General features: G+C 67.0%; 17 protein-coding genes. 9 read left to right on the top strand and 8 right to left on the bottom strand.

Features of this window, described 5'->3' with window-relative positions; translation table 11 throughout:
* Window positions 1-3: 3 nt before the first annotated feature.
* Entirely contained in the window at window positions 4-1,401 is a 1,398-nt protein-coding gene (locus ACLJPD_RS03350) for an acyl-CoA dehydrogenase family protein (RefSeq protein ID WP_410870217.1), read from the bottom strand.
* Window positions 1,402-1,527: 126 nt separating this feature from the next.
* Between ACLJPD_RS03350 and ACLJPD_RS03345 the strand changes: the two genes are divergently transcribed.
* Window positions 1,528-2,940 (top strand): glycosyltransferase family 39 protein, encoded by a 1,413-nt coding sequence (locus ACLJPD_RS03345; protein ID WP_410870216.1) that lies wholly within the window; start codon window positions 1,528-1,530, stop codon window positions 2,938-2,940.
* Window positions 2,941-3,033: 93 nt separating this feature from the next.
* Here the strand turns inward: ACLJPD_RS03345 and ACLJPD_RS03340 are convergent, their stop codons facing one another.
* Entirely contained in the window at window positions 3,034-3,795 is a 762-nt protein-coding gene (locus ACLJPD_RS03340) for an alpha/beta fold hydrolase (RefSeq protein ID WP_410870215.1), read from the bottom strand.
* Between the two features lie 60 nt (window positions 3,796-3,855).
* On the opposite strand from ACLJPD_RS03340, the gene ACLJPD_RS03335 reads away from it, so the two are divergent.
* On the top strand, window positions 3,856-4,239 hold the full coding sequence (locus tag ACLJPD_RS03335) for a MerR family transcriptional regulator (RefSeq protein ID WP_410870214.1): 384 nt from the start codon (window positions 3,856-3,858) through the stop codon (window positions 4,237-4,239).
* A gap of 49 nt (window positions 4,240-4,288) precedes the next feature.
* On the opposite strand, the gene ftsX is transcribed toward ACLJPD_RS03335, so the two are convergent.
* The 6 genes from ftsX to ACLJPD_RS03305 all read right to left on the bottom strand — a co-directional run bounded on the left by ftsX (window position 4,289) and on the right by ACLJPD_RS03305 (window position 9,095).
* Complete coding sequence (ftsX, locus tag ACLJPD_RS03330; protein ID WP_410870213.1) at window positions 4,289-5,191, bottom strand: permease-like cell division protein FtsX; 903 nt, start codon at window positions 5,189-5,191, stop codon at window positions 4,289-4,291.
* A complete protein-coding gene (ftsE, locus tag ACLJPD_RS03325; RefSeq protein WP_410871901.1) occupies window positions 5,191-5,871 on the bottom strand; it encodes a cell division ATP-binding protein FtsE in 681 nt (226 codons plus the stop codon). Before ftsE ends, ftsX begins: the two co-directional genes overlap by 1 nt.
* A gap of 63 nt (window positions 5,872-5,934) precedes the next feature.
* Window positions 5,935-6,090: a hypothetical protein gene (locus tag ACLJPD_RS03320; RefSeq protein ID WP_410870212.1), complete on the bottom strand. Its 156-nt coding sequence runs from the start codon at window positions 6,088-6,090 to the stop codon at window positions 5,935-5,937.
* Window positions 6,077-6,916: a mechanosensitive ion channel family protein gene (locus tag ACLJPD_RS03315; protein WP_410870210.1), complete on the bottom strand. Its 840-nt coding sequence runs from the start codon at window positions 6,914-6,916 to the stop codon at window positions 6,077-6,079. The genes ACLJPD_RS03320 and ACLJPD_RS03315 overlap by 14 nt, the downstream gene beginning before the upstream one ends.
* A 158-nt stretch (window positions 6,917-7,074) precedes the next feature.
* Entirely contained in the window at window positions 7,075-8,193 is a 1,119-nt protein-coding gene (gene prfB, locus ACLJPD_RS03310) for a peptide chain release factor 2 (RefSeq protein WP_410870209.1), read from the bottom strand.
* Between the two features lie 44 nt (window positions 8,194-8,237).
* Window positions 8,238-9,095: a helix-turn-helix transcriptional regulator gene (locus ACLJPD_RS03305; protein WP_410870208.1), complete on the bottom strand. Its 858-nt coding sequence runs from the start codon at window positions 9,093-9,095 to the stop codon at window positions 8,238-8,240.
* Window positions 9,096-9,236: 141 nt separating this feature from the next.
* Between ACLJPD_RS03305 and ACLJPD_RS03300 the strand changes: the two genes are divergently transcribed.
* The 7 genes from ACLJPD_RS03300 to ACLJPD_RS03270 all read left to right on the top strand — a co-directional run bounded on the left by ACLJPD_RS03300 (window position 9,237) and on the right by ACLJPD_RS03270 (window position 16,136).
* Window positions 9,237-9,821, top strand: a complete 585-nt coding sequence (locus ACLJPD_RS03300; protein ID WP_410870207.1) for an NADPH-dependent FMN reductase — start codon at window positions 9,237-9,239, stop codon at window positions 9,819-9,821.
* 111 nt (window positions 9,822-9,932) lie between these two features.
* Complete coding sequence (gene hisN, locus ACLJPD_RS03295; RefSeq protein WP_410870206.1) at window positions 9,933-10,718, top strand: histidinol-phosphatase; 786 nt, start codon at window positions 9,933-9,935, stop codon at window positions 10,716-10,718.
* Window positions 10,719-10,812: 94 nt separating this feature from the next.
* Entirely contained in the window at window positions 10,813-12,792 is a 1,980-nt protein-coding gene (recQ, locus tag ACLJPD_RS03290) for a DNA helicase RecQ (protein ID WP_410870205.1), read from the top strand.
* A gap of 94 nt (window positions 12,793-12,886) precedes the next feature.
* The gene (locus ACLJPD_RS03285) at window positions 12,887-13,120 is read left to right on the top strand and encodes a hypothetical protein (RefSeq protein ID WP_410870204.1); all 234 of its coding nucleotides are present in this window, start codon (window positions 12,887-12,889) and stop codon (window positions 13,118-13,120) included.
* A gap of 316 nt (window positions 13,121-13,436) precedes the next feature.
* A complete protein-coding gene (locus ACLJPD_RS03280) occupies window positions 13,437-14,051 on the top strand; it encodes a YdcF family protein (RefSeq protein ID WP_410870203.1) in 615 nt (204 codons plus the stop codon).
* Window positions 14,052-14,176: 125 nt separating this feature from the next.
* On the top strand, window positions 14,177-15,115 hold the full coding sequence (locus ACLJPD_RS03275) for an acyl-ACP desaturase (protein WP_410870202.1): 939 nt from the start codon (window positions 14,177-14,179) through the stop codon (window positions 15,113-15,115).
* A gap of 55 nt (window positions 15,116-15,170) precedes the next feature.
* A complete protein-coding gene (locus ACLJPD_RS03270; protein WP_410870201.1) occupies window positions 15,171-16,136 on the top strand; it encodes an NAD-dependent epimerase/dehydratase family protein in 966 nt (321 codons plus the stop codon).
* Window positions 16,137-16,162 lie beyond the last annotated feature (26 nt).

Raw genomic sequence — 16,162 nt, 5'->3', positions numbered from 1 at the left:
GGCCTAGACCAGCACGATGCCTTCGGCGACACCGACGGAACGAAGGTCGCGGTACCACCGCTCGACCGGGTGTTCCTTGGTGAAGCCGTGGCCGCCGAGCAGCTGCACGCCGTCCAGACCGATCTGCATGCCCTTGTCGGTGGCCAGCTTGCGGGCCAGCGCCGCCTCACGGGCGAACGACAGACCCTGTTCCGCGCGCGAAGCACCACGCAGGGTGACCAGGCGCAGGCCGTCGAGTTCGATCGCCATGTTGGCGACCATGAAGGCCACCGCCTGACGATGCGAGATGGGCTCGCCGAACGCTTCGCGCTCGTTCACATACGGGATCACGTAGTCGAGCACGGCCTGGCCGGTGCCGATGGCCAGCGAAGCCCAACCCAGCCGGGCGAGCTGCACGGCGTCGCCGTACTCGGCCGCGCGGGTCTTGGCGTCGCTGTCGCCGAGGATCGCCTCGGCGCCGACGGCCACGTTGTCCAGGATCAGTCGGCCAAGGCCCGCGGCGCGCAGACCCATGCTCGGGTCGGCTTCCACGGACAGTCCGGCAGTGTCGGACTCGACGATGAACAGCGCGGGGCGCCCGTCGAGTTCGGCTGCCACGATGAACAATTCGGCGTCAGCCGCGGCCGGGACCAGGCTCTTCACACCGTTGAGCTTGTAGCCGCTCGGCGAGCGAACGGCCTTGGTCTGCAGCGCGAACGGGTCGAACAGGGCGCGCGGCTCGTTGATCACCACGGACGCCTGCGGTACCGCGTCGCCGGTGAAGGCGGGGAGGTAGGTCTGCTGCTGGGCGTCGGTACCCCACTGTGACAGTGCGACGGTGACACCGCTCGGCGCCAGAATCGGCAGCGCCAGCCCCATGTCGCCGTGCGCGAGCGCCTCGGCCACCAGCGAGTTGGTGACGGCGCCGCGCTCGGAAGCCGCGCCTTCCAGCTCCTCGGGCACGTTGATCAGGGTGATGCCGAGTTCGGCGGCGCGCTCGAGCAGATCGCGCGGCGCCTTGGCGGCGTTGTCGGCGTCGTAAGCCGCGGGGCGCAGGATCTCGCCCGCGAAATCACGCACGGTCTCGACGATCATCTGCTGCTCGTCGGATGGGGTGAGGTCGAAATAGTCCTTGGTCTTGGACTCGTTGTCGACCAGGCGCTTGGGCTCACCGCCGCCCGCGACCTTCGCGAAGGTACGAGTGGCCGCGCCCAGGGTGCGGAACCCGGTCTTGGTGCCCTCGTAGGTGACTCGCTCGATCGGCTTGCGCAGGTTGTACTTGCCTGCGAGCTCCGACCCGGTAATGGTCGTCAAAGCACGCATCGCGGCGCCCATCCAGTCCCGTTTGGGCTGGGTGAGACCGACCGCGGACGTGTCGTTCGGACGTCGCTTCGTCGCGCTGTCTCGAGTGCTCATCATCACCTGATTTCCTCGGCTGTCGGGGTACCTTCGACCCCACCATCTTACTCTGCGGTAAGTCTATCTTACTCAAGAGTAAGAAGTGTGCTGACCCATCGGGGAATCGCAGACCTCTGTCACGCTGGACAGGTGCCCGTCATCGCGTCGGTTTTCGCTCTCGTTCTGCTGGTGACCTCGGGGCGTTATGGCTACCACCGCGACGAGTTGTACTTCCTGGCCGCGGGTCGGCGGTTGGACTGGTCTTACCCTGACCAACCGCCGTTGTCGCCCTTTCTGGCCAGACTCATGGCTGCGGTCGATCCCGATTCGTTATGTGTCATGAGATTGCCTGCCATCGCGGCGGCCACCTTCGTGGTGGTGTGCGCGGGGTTGATGGCGGGGGAGCTGGGTGGTGGGCGCGGGGCGCGGGCGCTGGCTGCCGGTGCGGTGGCGAGTTCGGCGCTGATGCTGGGCGTGGGGCACCTGCTCGGGACGACGGTGTTCGATCTGGCCGCCTGGTCGCTGATCTGTCTGCTGGTGTGCAAGCTCGGGCGGGATCGGCGATGGTGGCTGGCGATCGGGCCGGTCGTGGGGATCGGATTGCAGAACAAGGTGTTGTTGATCGTGCCAGTTCTCGTCTTGGCGGCGATGCTCATGGTGACGGGGAAACGAGAGCTGTTCATCACCAAGTACTTCGGGTTCGCTGTCGGTCTAGCGCTGGTGCTGCAGCTGCCATATCTGTGGTGGCAGGCGCGCAACGGGTTCCCGCAGTGGGAGCTGAGCAGGGCGATCGCCGGTGGTTCCTCGGGAACGTCGGATTCGCCGATCATGTTCGTGCTCTTGCAGTTCGGGCTGATCGGGGTGTTGCTCGTGCCGCTGTGGGGGTATGGGTTGTGGCGGTTGTGGAACTCGCCGTGGCGTGCGTTCTCGCTGACCTACGCGGTGCTGTTCGTGGTGTTTCTCGCGACCGGGGGCAAGGCCTATTACCTCGGCGGGATGTATCCGGTGCTGCTCGCGGCGGGTGCTGTCGGGCTGTGTCGATGGCTGGGAGATGACCGAAAACGTTGGGCTGCAGTCATTTCCGTGGTGACAGTTAACGCGGTGCTGTCGGCGCTGATGTTTCTGCCCGTACTGCCGGTCGCGTTGCTGCGCGACTCGCCCATTCTCGCGATCAACTACGACGCGGGCGAAACCATCGCCTGGCCCCGGTATGTCGAACAGATCGCCGCCGCGCACCCACCGGGCGCCCCCATCCTCACCGCCAACTACGGCGAGGCGGGCGCGATCGAGCGCTACGGCTCCGAATATGACCTGCCCACACCGCATTCCGGCCATAACGCCTACTGGTGGTGGGGACCTCCGCCGGACTCCGCGACAGAGGTCCTCACCGTCGGCATCGACCGCGAACGACTCACCGAACTGTGTTCGATCGTCGAACCCGCAGGCACTCTCGACAACGGCCTCGGCATCGATAACGACGAACAGGGCGAGCCGATGTTCCTCTGCCGCAACCCGATCCGGCCTTGGTCGCAGCTCTGGCCACAGCTGCGCACGCTCGGCTGAGGAGACTCGACCGGCACGGACCGCGGCGAATCTGGGCACGTGGCGTCGATGCTAGGACACAGGGCCCGAGCCGGACCGGGTCTCCGCAGGGATCTAGAGGCTGTGACGGTCGAGGAAGCTGGTCAGTAGTTTCTCCCATTCGTCGAGACGTTCGGCCATGACAACATGGCCTGCTTCGATTTCCGCGTACTCGGCGCCGGGGATCCCCGCGGCGAGCGCACGCGAATTGGCCGGGTCGACGAGGATATCGGCGGTCGCGGCGATGACGAGGGTCGGGACCGCGAGGGTGGCGAGATCGGCGGTGGTGTCGAGGGTTTCGATCAGGGCTGCCTGTCGGCGCGTGCCGCCAGGGATCGAGACTGCGGTCTGCTGGACCATCTCGTCGACGGTCGCGGCCGGAAGGCCGTTGACGAAATCGGTGGAGAACCCGGTGAGCAGGACCAAGCGGGCGAAGGATTCGTGCTCACCCCGGTCGAGGAGGTCCTGCCAGGCCTGTACGGCCAACCGGGCTCGATTGTCGGGTGCGGCCAGACCGGCGGTGAGCAGGAGACCGGTCACGCGTTCGGGATGACGTGTGGCAGCGCGCACGGCCACCGCGGTGCCGAGCGAGAAACCGACGATGGTGAAGGTCTCGACACCGGCGTCGACGGCGGCCGCTACCAGGGCATCGGCGAGGCCATCGAGGGTCAACGGGGTGTCGTCGCCCGGATAGTCCGGGGCGACCACGGTGTGCCCGGTCGCGAGCGCGGGGATCACGGTGCCGAAGTTGCTCTCGATCGAGCCACCCCCGCCGTGTGCGAGAAGGATGCCGGGGCCGGTTCCGTGGATGCTGGTCTGGAGCGGAATTGTTGTCATACGGGCGACGTTAGGGATTCACATGGGTGTGAAGGTCAAGCCGAAGGTGCCGGTGGTCACATGCTGATCGGCGAATTGGCGCAGCGCACCGGGGTCGCCACCCGGCTGCTGCGCTACTACGAGGAGCAGGGTCTGCTGCATCCACGCCGCGACGGCAACGGCTATCGCAGCTATCCGGAATCCGCGCCAACGACGGTCGCCCGGATCAGAGAACTGCTGGCCGCGGGATTGAACACCGATGACATCGCGCAGCTCATGCCGTGCGCAGAGGACGACGGACCAGTCCAGGCCTGCGAGATGTCGGTACGGATCATGGCCGACCGATCCGTCGAATTGGACCGCCGCATCGCCGATCTCGATCGCCAGCGGTCCCACCTCGCCGCGCAGCTCGACGCGAGTCTCGCCATCGCCGCAGGAGCCACCGTGGCACGTGGCGGCAACTAGCCGATCGGCCCCGACAACGGCGAGTATCCACGCGGCCACGCGTCTGTGTCTATTCGCGCACGTAGTAGCGAAGGGTGAGATAGGCCGTGACGGCGGCGAAGACGATGCCGACGGGCGCGATCGTCAGAGCTACCACCGCGATGTCGTCTCCGGTGATGCGTGGGAAGACGTTGCTGTCGAACAGCGGGCCCAGCGCCCGGTCGATCACCAGCGGACGCGCGATGACCAAGCCGAGGACCGCGAGTACCGAGCCGACGAAGGCGGCCGCGACCGCTTCGAGCAAGAACGGTAGCTGGGTGTACCAGCGGGTCGCGCCGACCAGGCGCATGATGCCGACTTCCGTGCGCCGGGTGAACGCGGCGATCTGCACCATGTTCAAGACCAGCAGCATCGCGGCCAGCGCCATCACCAGCGCCAAGCCGAACGCGGCATTGCGTAACCCGTCGAACAGGCTGGTCAGCCGGTCGACGAACTCCTTGTCATTGGCCACGATCCGTACACCAGGCCGGGTCGCGAAGCCGTCGTAGATGTGCTGGTACTGATCGGCGTCGGTCATCTTCACCCGCAACGAAGCGGGCAGCGGTGAGTCGGAGATGTACTGCACCATTTCCGGCTGATCCGCGAACAGCTTCTTCGCCTCCTCCAGCGCGTCGGCGCGGTTGAGGAACTGCACGCTCTCCACGCCCGAGGTCTGCTTGAGGTCGGCGAGCAGTGACTTGCACGGGTCGGCGGCGCAGTCGGGATCGGTGTCGGAGACCGCGTCGTCGAGGTAGAAACGCACCTCGAGGCGGCCGATGAAGAAGTTCTCGGTCTTGTCGGCCATCCGCACCGACAGCATGCCGCCGCCGAGCATCATCAGCGACACCGCCGTGGTCAGAATCATCGCGATGGTCATCGTGAGATTGCGGCGCAGGCCGTCGACGACCTCGGTGAACAGGAAACTCAGTCGCATTATCGACCCACCCCGTAGACGCCGGTCGCTTCGTCGCGCACGAGTCTGCCGTGGTCGAGTTCCACCACCCGCCTTCGCATGGCGTCGACGATGTGATTGTCGTGGGTGGCCATCAGCACCGTGGTGCCGACGCGATTGATCCGTTCCAGCAGGGCCATGATGTCGGCGCTGGTATCGGGGTCAAGGTTGCCGGTCGGCTCGTCGGCGAGCAGGACCAGCGGCCGGTTGACGAACGCGCGCGCGATCGCGACCCGCTGCTGCTCACCACCGGACAACTCCGAGGGCAACCGCTGCCCCTTACCGCCGAGGCCGACCATATCGAGGACCTCGGGCACCGTCCGCTCGATGAACTGACGCCGCTTGCCGATCACCTCCAGCGCGAACGCGACGTTCTGTTCCACGGTCTTCTGCTGTAACAGCCGGAAGTCCTGGAACACGCAGCCGATCCGCTGCCGCAACTTGGGCACCTTCCGCCCCGGCAGCCGGTCGACGCGGAAATCCGCGACCCGGATCTCGCCCGAGGTCGGCGCCTCTTCCTTGAGCAGCAGTCGCATGAAGGTCGACTTGCCCGAACCGGACGGGCCGATGATGAAGACGAACTCGCCTTTGTCGACATCAACGGAAACATTGTCCAGCGCCGGTCGTGTCGAGGTCGGGTACGACTTGCTCACGTTGCGCATGGTGATCACGGGGAGCCAGTGTAACCAGCAACGGGACCGGTTCAGCCGGTCCCGTCGCGCCGATCAGCGTTCGGGTGCGGGATTCACCCAGGTCGGAACGGCATTGAGGAACGATGTCGAGCCGTCCGGCGTCGTCTCGGTCGGCTTGACGAAAACGTAGACGACAAACGTCGACAGCCACGCCGCCATCAGGATCGCTGTGGACTTACGTGGTTTCACTGATTCCCTCCTTACGCAGGGCCGCGGCGACGCGTACACGCAGTTCGCGGCCCACTTCGAATTGTTTGCCTGGCAATGTGCGGGCAACCATCCGGATGTTCATCACTTCGAGCGAAAGGTCCTCGACACCCATCACCGACGGCTCGTCGAGCAACAGTGGATTCAAGCGCTGATCCTGGTAGGCCTTCTGGCACACCTCGTGCAGGATCTCGTTGATCTTGGTGATGTCGGCCTGTGCCGAAACCGGCACGTCGATCGCGGCACGCGCCCAGTCCTTGGACAGATTCGTGACCTTCACGATCTGCCCGTTCGGGACGATGATCACTTCGCCGTCGGAGTTGCGCAGCGTGGTGATGCGCAGGGTTACGTCCTCGACGGTGCCCTCGGCCAGCTCGGCGGAACCGGTGACCGAGATCTGAACCACGTCACCGAAGCCGTACTGACGTTCGGTGATCAGGAAGAACCCGGCCAGAATGTCCTGGACGATGCGCTGCGCACCGAAACCGAGCGCGGCACCGAGCACCGCCGCCGGCGCGACCAAGCCCGTCACCGAGAAGCCGAGTCGGCGCAGTACCTCCATACCGACCAGCACGTACCCGATGGTCAACACGACCCAGGTGACCACTTGAGCCAGCGCGTGGCTGTGCTTGGCCGCTTCGGTGCGGACCAGGGCGTCGCTCGTCTGGAACCCCGAGTCGATCCTGGTGGTCACCCGGTCGCGCAGAAACGCGGCGAACCGGCCGAACAGCATCGCGCCAACGATCAGCAGGACGATTTCGAGCCCGCTGGAACGCAGCCAGTCGGTGACCTCAGTTCCAGTGTTCATCGCGACGACGCCGCTCTCCCCGCCGACCCGCTCGAGGGGCGTCGGGGCTCGCGCTGGCACAGTTCCGGATCGCTCGAACACACACCGGAAAGGTTACAACGCGGTCACAGTGTCAGGTCAAACCTGAACACGCCCGGAGTGGGCGAGCCAATAGCTGGCTACGCGTCGTCCTGATCCCGCATCCGCCAACGGATCCCGGCTTCGATGAACCCGTCGATGTCACCGTCGAGCACCGCGGTGGGGTTGTTGACCTCGTGGTTGGTGCGCAGGTCCTTGACCATCTGGTAAGGGTGCAGTACGTAGGAGCGCATCTGGTTGCCCCACGAGGCGCCCTCGTTGGTCTTGAGCGCGTCCATCGTGGCGCGCTCCTCCTGGCGCTTGCGTTCCAGCAGCTTGGCCTGCAGCACGCGCATGGCCGAGATCTTGTTCTGCAGCTGCGACTTCTCGTTCTGGCAGGTCACGACGATGCCGGTGGGGATGTGGGTCAGGCGGACCGCGGAGTCGGTGGTGTTGACCGACTGGCCGCCGGGGCCCGACGAGCGGTACACGTCGACCCGGATCTCGCCCTCGGGGATCTCGATGTGGTCGGTGGTCTCCACGACGGGCAGGACCTCGACCTCGGCGAAGGAGGTCTGGCGGCGGCCCTGATTGTCGAACGGGCTGATCCGGACCAGGCGGTGCGTGCCCATCTCCACCGACAGCGTGCCGTAGGCGTAGGGCGCCTTCACCGCGAAGGTGGCGCTCTTGAGGCCTGCCTCTTCGGCGTAGGAGGTGTCGTAGACCTCGACGGGGAACTTGTGCCGCTCGGCCCAGCGGATGTACATGCGCATCAGCATCATCGCCCAGTCGGCGGCATCGACGCCGCCGGCGCCGGACCGGATGTTGACCAGCGCGTCACGCTTGTCGTACTCGCCGGAGAGCAGGGTGCGTACCTCCATCGCCTCGACGTCGACGCGCAGTGCCGCGCGCTCGGCATCGGCATCGGCGGTGGCTTCGGCGGCGGCCGCGTCTTCTTCGGCCTCGGCCAGCTCGTAGAGCACCGGGAGGTCCTCGAGACGCTGGCGCAGCTCCTCGACACGGCGTAATTCGCTCTGCGCGTGCGAGAGCTCGCTGGTCACCTGCTGGGCGTGCTCCTGGTTGTTCCACAGCTCGGGATCGGCGGCCTGGTGCTCGAGTTCGTCGATGCGGCGGCGTAGCTCCTCGACATCGAGGACCGACTCGACCGTCTTGAGCGTGGTGTCGAGTTCGGCGAGGTCGGCGATAACGTCAGGATGCACGATGTCCTAGGCTACCGGTCCCTGCCGACAACCCGTGCTCTCGGTCAGCTTGCAATGGCACGGAGGCCGCCGGGGCGACGTCCGACCAGCTGGTCGAGGGCTGTCGCGCTTGCCTCGTCGGCGGGGAGCAGAACATAGAGCGACTGGTCGTCGTCGATGGACAGATCCAGTGATTCGTAGGCCAGGCGCAGCGGGCCGGCCTCGGGATGGCTGAGGCGGTCGATCCCACCCGACGACGGCAGTCCCGGCAGGGTCGCGAGGCGATCGGTGAAGGCGCTCCCCGCGGTGACGGTGAGTTCGTCGACCAGTGTTGCGACCATCGGGTCGGCACGGAACGGGCCCTGTTTGAGCGAGGCGACCAGCTTGTCGGCGGCGGCGTCCCAGTCCGGGTACAGCTCGCGGGCGCCGGGATGGGTGAACACGAATCGGGCCGAGTTGGCGGGTTCACCGCGCTCGAACAGCCCACTCGGCGCCATCAGCTTTCGATAGCCCTCGGTGCAGGCCAGGATCTCGGTGCAACGGTTGGTGATCGCGGCGGGCGCGGGCTCGAGCTGGGCGAGGACGGCCAGGATCGTGGGACGCACCGTGCGGTGGGGACCGTTCTCCGCGGCGCCACAACTGAAACCGGACACGCCTTTGCTGAGTTGGTGCAGGTGAACGCGTTCGCGAGGACTCAACCGCAATGTCTCGGCGAGCGCGGACAAGACCTGGGCGGAGGGATGGCTGTCGCGGCCCTGCTCGAGCCGGATCAGGTATTCGACACTGACGTCGGCCAACATCGCGACCTCCGCGCGGCGCAGGCCCGGCGTGCGCCTGCGATGTCCGGCGGGCAGCCCGACCTCGGCGGGGGAGACCGCTTCGCGGCGGGTCCGCAAGAACAGCCCGAGTTCGTTGTCGCTCACCTCATCGACGGTACCCAGCCCGGCGCACCGGAGAGTGGCCGTGCCACTACCACTCTCAGCGTGGTCTCCCTACGACCCTCGCGGTCGGCGAGATTCGGTCGTACCGGCTGATCGGGCCGGTTCGACGACAAGGAGAACATCGTGTCCACACTGAAGCTCGCGATCATCATCGGCAGTGTCCGCGAAGGCAGGTTCGGCCCGGTGGTGGCGAACTGGTTCGCCCAGCAGGTCGACGACCGCTTCGAGGTCGATGTCATCGATCTCGCGCAGGCCGATGTGCCCGCCGCTCTGCCCGCGGTGCCGCCCCTGCTCGACCCCGACCCTGTGCGCCCGGTCGGCATGCACGACCTCACCGACCGACTGGCCGCGGCCGACGCCTACGTCATCGTCACCCCCGACTACAACCGCAGCTACCCCGCCGCACTCAAAGCCGCTATCGACTGGCACTTCACGCAGTGGGACGCCAAGGCGATCGGTTTCGTCGGCTACAGCGGCGGCTCCGGCGGGCTGCTTGCCATCGAACACCTGCGCCAGGTCTTCAACGAACTCAATGCCCACACCGTCCGCAATTACGTCTCCTTCCCGCGCTACTACATGCTCTTCGACGAGAAGGGCCAACTGCACGACCCCCAGGAGCCCGCAGGAGCCGCCATCGCCCTGCTCGACCAGTTGCACTGGTGGACAAGCGCTCTGGTCGCAGCAAAGTCAGCCCAGGTCCCAGCCTGACCAGGCGCTACGGCTCGTTCTCGCACGCCAGGCAGGGTTCGGGTGGCGGCGGCGACGCGGCCGGCCGGGTCGCGAACTCGATCGCATCGGCTCCCCGAATACACTCCCACCGTGGCTGCCTACTCCGCTGACCTGGACCTTGCCCTGCGACTGGCCGACGAGGCCGACGCGATCTCACAGGACCGCTTCGGCGCCGTCGACCTCAGAGTCGACGCGAAGCCCGACCTCACCCCCGTCTCGGACGCCGACCTCGCGGTAGAGCAGATGATCCGCCGCGTACTCGCCGAGGAACGCCCGGGCGACGCCGTGCTCGGCGAGGAATTCGGTGGCGACGCCGAGTTCAGTGGCAGGCAGTGGGTCGTCGACCCGATCGACGGCACCAAGAACTTCGTCCGCGGGGTGCCCGTGTGGGCCAGCCTGATCTCCCTGCTGGAAGACGGCGTTCCGGTGGTCGGCGTGGTGAGCGCGCCCGCACTGGGCAGGCGCTGGTGGGCCGCCGCCGGTTCGGGCGCGTGGGTGCAGGTCCACCCCGGTGCGCCCAAGCCGATCTCGGTGTCCGCGGTCGCCGACCTCGACAACGCGAGTCTGGCTTTCTCCAGCCTGGCCGGCTGGCACGAGCGCGGCCTGCGCGAGAAGCTCATCGACCTCACCGATGCGGTCTGGCGGGTCCGCGGCTACGGCGATTTCTTCAACTATTGCCTGGTCGCGGAGGGTGCGGTGGACATCGCCGCCGAGCCGGAGGTCTCGCTGTGGGACCTGGCCGCACTCGACATCCTGGTCCGCGAGGCGGGCGGGGTGTTCACCTCCCTGGACGGACGCCCCGGCCCGCACGGTGGCGACGCCGTGGCTACGAATGGGTTGCTCCAGGACGAGGTCCTGGCCCGTTTGCGGGGGTAAATCGAGTTATCCACATGTGCGCAACTTCGGCATTCGCCGCCGTCGGCTCCGGTCGACGGGCTGCGCGCCCGGCGCTCGCTCGTAGGATGGCCCGGTGAGCAATTCCGGCGCCACAGCCCCCGATGTCGAAGACTTCCCGCCCGAAGACTTCCCCCCCGACGAGTCGTACCCGTCCGACGGCGGGTACGACTTCGCCGACACCGGCGACTTCCACTTCGATGATCTGGCCCCGGCCACCCCCGGCCGGGTCGCAGCTCCCGACCACGCCGAGACCGCCGACGAAGTGCTCCGCCGCGTCTTCGGCTACGACAGTTTCCGCGGTGACCAGGCGGCCATCGTCGAACAGGTCGTCGGCGGTGGCGACGCGCTGGTGCTGATGCCGACCGGTGGCGGCAAGTCCCTCTGCTACCAGGTCCCTTCCCTGGTGCGCGATGGCGTCGGCGTCGTCGTCTCACCGCTGATCGCGCTCATGCAGGACCAGGTCGACGCGCTGAGCGCCCTCGGCGTGCGGGCCGGCTTCCTCAACTCCACCCAGTCGCCGGATCAGCGGCGGACCGTGGAGGCACAGTTCGTGTCCGGCGATCTGGACCTGCTCTATCTGGCGCCGGAACGCCTGCGACTGGAAGCCACACTGCGGCTGCTCGACCGCGGCAAGATCGCCCTGTTCGCGATCGACGAGGCGCACTGTGTCTCCCAGTGGGGCCACGACTTCCGGCCCGACTACCTCGCACTGTCGCTGGTGCACGAGCGCTGGCCCGATGTCCCGCGCATCGCGCTCACCGCGACCGCCACCGAGAAGACCGCCGCCGAGATCGTCGAACGCCTGGATCTCGGTGCCGCGAAACAGTTCGTCTCCAGCTTCGACCGGCCCAATATCCAGTACCGGATCGAATCGAAGAACCGCGCCGACCGTCAACTGCTCGACTTCATCCGCGCCGAGCACCCCGGCGACGCGGGCATCGTCTACTGCCTCTCGCGCAATTCGGTCGAGAAGACCGCGGCCATGCTCAACGAGAACGGCATCCGCGCGGTGCCCTATCACGCGGGCCTCGACTTCCGGACCCGCGCCGAGAACCAGTCCAGATTCCTGCGCGAAGACGGCCTGATCGTGGTCGCCACCATCGCCTTCGGCATGGGGATCGACAAACCCGACGTGCGGTTCGTCGCCCACCTCGACCTGCCCAAATCGGTGGAGGGCTACTACCAGGAGACCGGCCGCGCGGGCCGCGACGGTCTGCCGTCGACGGCCTGGATGGTCTACGGCCTCAATGATGTTGTGCAGCAACGCAAGATGATCGATTCCAGCGAGGGCGACGCCGCGCATCGCAGGCAGCTGCAACTGCACCTGGACGCCATGCTCGCCCTGTGCGAGACAGTCGGCTGTCGTCGCGCGCGCCTGCTCAACTATTTCGGCCAGACCGGTGGCACCTGCGGCAACTGCGATGTGTGCCTGAACCCGCCCGAAACCTGGGACGGCACGGTGCCCGCCCAGAAGCTGCTGTCCACGGTGCTGCGGCTCAAACGTGAACGCGGACAATCCTTCGGCGCCGGCCACCTCGTCGACATCCTGCTCGGCAAGACCAACCAGAAGATCACCCAGCACCGGCACAACGAGCTCTCGGTCTTCGGCATCGGCACCGATCTGCGCGATACCGAATGGCGCGGTGTGGTCCGGCAGTTGCTCGCGGGCGGTCTGCTCGCTGTGCAGGGCGAATACGGTGTCCTCGCACTGACCGACGAGAGCAACGAGGTGCTGTTCGAGGGCAGAAAGGTGCTGATGCGGCGCGAGCCCGAACGCGCCGCCCGCCCCGCGCGCGCCTCGAGGTCGGCCAAGGCGACCGTCGACCTGCCCGCCGCCGACGTCGGATTGTTCGAGCGTCTGCGGGCCTGGCGGGCGGCCACCGCGAAGGAACAGGGTGTGCCCGCCTACGTGGTGTTCCACGACGCCACCCTGCGCGAGATCGCCGCGCGCAAGCCCGCCGACCTCGCCGCGCTCGGCACCGTCGCCGGTGTCGGCGAGAACAAGCTGGCCCGCTACGGCGAGGGGGTGCTGACCACACTCGGCGAGGAATAGGGCGCACCCGCCGCGTTCGCCGCCCACAACGGTGTACACGCGCGGCGGAAAGGAACCCGCACCGAATCGGACGACGCCGAGTTACTGTCGAGTCATGGCGAATGGTGAAGGCTCCGACAGCGAATCGTCGGGCAGCAGCCCGAGCGCGGGAGGCGATTCTCCGACCCCCCCGATGCCGCACCGTCACATCGACCCGGTCGTCGCGCCCACCCTGCTCGGCGTCCACCACGCCGTGATCCACCGCGGCAGGCCACGGTGGTCAACCATCGCGCTGATCGCGGTCTTCACCGCCGCGTTGGTCCTCTACCTCGTGCTGAGCCCGGGCTGACTTCCGCGCCCACCGAGCGCCCGCGTTTCGACAAATTCCCATACGCCGCTGTCGGATTCAGTGCTGTCTCACCGACGGTCGTACTCCGCTGATCGCGGGGTGCGTCGGACGTTCGATCGTGCGCTCGCCCAAACGTCGTCGACCCGACATCCGATTCCGGAAATTTTGCGATGCCACGCACCAGCGCGGGCCGACATCCGCATGTGAGTTGTCGTAGCCGCAGGTCAAAGGGATACCGGCAGTTGACGACCCGGCGCACCGTTGCCGAGCGGGACCGATCACTCCAGATCGGCCCGAGCTCGAGGAGGCGACGGCAATGGTGCGGTGGACTTGGGGCAAGCGGGTGGTGTGCGCCGCGATAGTGGTCACCGGGTTGGCGTGCGTGCCGGCACCCGCCGGTGCCGACCTACCGGCTCCGCCCGGTCTCGACGTCGCACGGGCGCTCGGCACGCCGACCCTGCCCGGCATCTACGGCCCCGCCACCGCGGTGGTGGTCCTCGGTTACGGCCTGACCGAGGAAGGGACGATGCGCGAGGAATTGGTCCGACGCCTGCGCGCAGGTCTGGCCCAGGCCGTGTTCGCGCCCTGGTCGCCGATCATCGTCACCGGCGGCAATCCGCGAGCAGGCCTGTCCGAAGCCGACGCCATGGCCGACTGGCTGGTGGCCGCGGGCATCGACCAGGACCGGATCATCCGTGAAACCGAGGCCGACTCGACAGTCGCCAATGCCCGCAATACCGCGGCGATGCTGACCGAAAGGGGGCTGCGCTCGATCGTCCTCGTCACCTCCGAGGACCACATCGCCCGAGCCAGAGGCGCTTTCGCCGACGCGGGCGTGTTGGTTGTCGGCGACCTCACGCCCGACCGGGCCCAGTGGGACACGGTGCCGCTGCACATCGGCCGCTTCGGCCCCGCGCCCTCGGCCGGATGACGCGCACCCTGCCCATCAGCTATGGCTGTGACCGATCATCGCCGCCTGTCGACCGCGTGATGAGTAGTCGCGGAAATCTCGCCAATCACCCCGAGAACCCACCCCCGACCTCGTAACGTCGACCCATGATGCTCCACCTGTCCGACAGCGACATCCTCGCCGAGCTCGAGCCGACGGCCGAAGCCAATCTCAACGACCACCTGTCCAAGGCCAAGATGTGGCACCCCCACGACTATGTGCCGTGGGACGAGGGCCGCAACTTCGCGGCCATGGGCGGCGACGACTGGGATCCCGAGCAGTCGCGACTGAGCGAGGTCGCCAAGGCGGCGATGATCACCAACCTGCTCACCGAGGACAACCTGCCCTCCTACCACCGCGAACTCGCCGACACCTTCGGCTTCGACAATGCCTGGGGAACCTGGGTCGGCCGGTGGACCGCCGAGGAGAACCGCCACGGCATCGTCTTGCGCGACTACCTCGTGGTGACGCGCGCCGTCGACCCGGTCGCCCTCGAAGAGGCCAGGATGGCGCACATGACCGCGGGCATTGCCAAGCCCGAGAAGGGCTCGCAGTTCCTCAAGGGCGTCGCCTATGTCACCCTGCAGGAACTCGCGACCAGGATCAGCCATCGCAACACCGGCGCCCTGTGCAACGACGCGGTCGCCGATCGCATGCTGGCCCGCATCGCCGCCGACGAGAACCTGCACATGGTCTTCTACCGCAAGCTCTGCGCCGCGGCCCTGGACCTGACCCCCGACGCGGCCATGCAGGCCATCACCGATGTGATCCTGCGTTTCCAGATGCCGGGCCTCAACCAGCCCAACTTCCGCCGCAACGCGGTCATGCTCGCCAAGCACGGCGTTTACGACCTGCGCCAGCACCTCGACGTCGTCCTGCGCCCGACGCTGCGCACCTGGCGGATCTTCGAGCGCACCGATTTCGGCCCCGAAGGCGAGATCGCGCGCGAAGAGCTGCACACCTACCTGCTCGATCTCGAGGTCAAGGCGGCCCGTTTCGAGGAGCAGCGTGACCGAGCCATGGCCAGGGCGGCAGCAAGGGTCTGAGTCGGCCTTCCAGTTGCCCGGAGAGGCCGCAGGTGTGAGACCTCGTAATTTGGTCATGGGCGCCAGCGGGTTCCTCGGTTCACATGTGACCCGGCTCTTGGTAGAGAGCGGTGAAAGTGTCCGAGTGATGGTTCGCGAGTCGAGTTCGTTGCGGGCACTGCACGGCCTCGATGTCGAGTACGTGATCGGTGATGTCGAGGATCCGGAAGCGGTGCGTGCGGCGATCCAGGGCTGTGCGGTCGTCTACTACTGCGTGGTCGATGCCCGCCCTTGGCTTCGCGATACCGATCGGCTCTTCCGGACGAACGTGAGGTGCTTGCGTTCGGTGTTGGAGGTGGCGTCGAAGGCGGATCTCGTGCGCTTCGTTTTCACCAGTTCGGTAGCCACATTGCCGATCGGTGACGGGGTCATCGCCGAGGATTCCGGACCCCACAACTGGGGGAGCCTGGGCGGTGCCTATGTGCGGTCACGCGTCGAGGCCGAGGACCTGGTCCTGATGTATGCCCGCGAACGCGGTCTGCCCGCAGTGGCGATGTGCGTCGCGAATACCTACGGGGCTCGCGATTACCTGCCGACCCCGCACGGCAGCTTCGTTGCCGCCGCGGCACGGGGAAAGCTGCCGGTGTATGTGCGCGGCGCGGGTGCCGAGGTGGTGTGTGTCCGTGATGCCGCGCGAGCGCTGATCCTGGCGGGGAAGCGGGGACGGCCGGGTGAACGCTATATCGTGTCCGCCGGGTACCGCAGCACGCGCGAACTCCATGACTTCGCCGCCTCGGTGACCGGTGCGCAACCGGCGAAGTTCGGGATACCGCGCCCGGTGCTGACCGTGGCCGGAACGCTAGGTCAGGTCATCGCCTTGGCCACTCGCAGAGACATCCGCGTGACCCGGACGACGATGCGGCTGATGTACACGATGACCCCGCTCGATCATTCGAAAGCCGTGCGCGAACTCGGGTGGACGCCGCGGCCGATCGAGGAAGCGATCACCGAGGCCGCGAAATTCTTCACGACCAGGGTCTGAGTCAGCCATGGAATAAACCGCTGGCG

Source organism: Nocardia sp. A7 (assembly GCF_046549215.1).
In the GTDB taxonomy this organism is placed as follows: domain Bacteria; phylum Actinomycetota; class Actinomycetes; order Mycobacteriales; family Mycobacteriaceae; genus Nocardia.
Note: the sequence above shows the minus strand (reverse complement) of the source record. Positions and strands in the feature narration are given on the sequence as shown.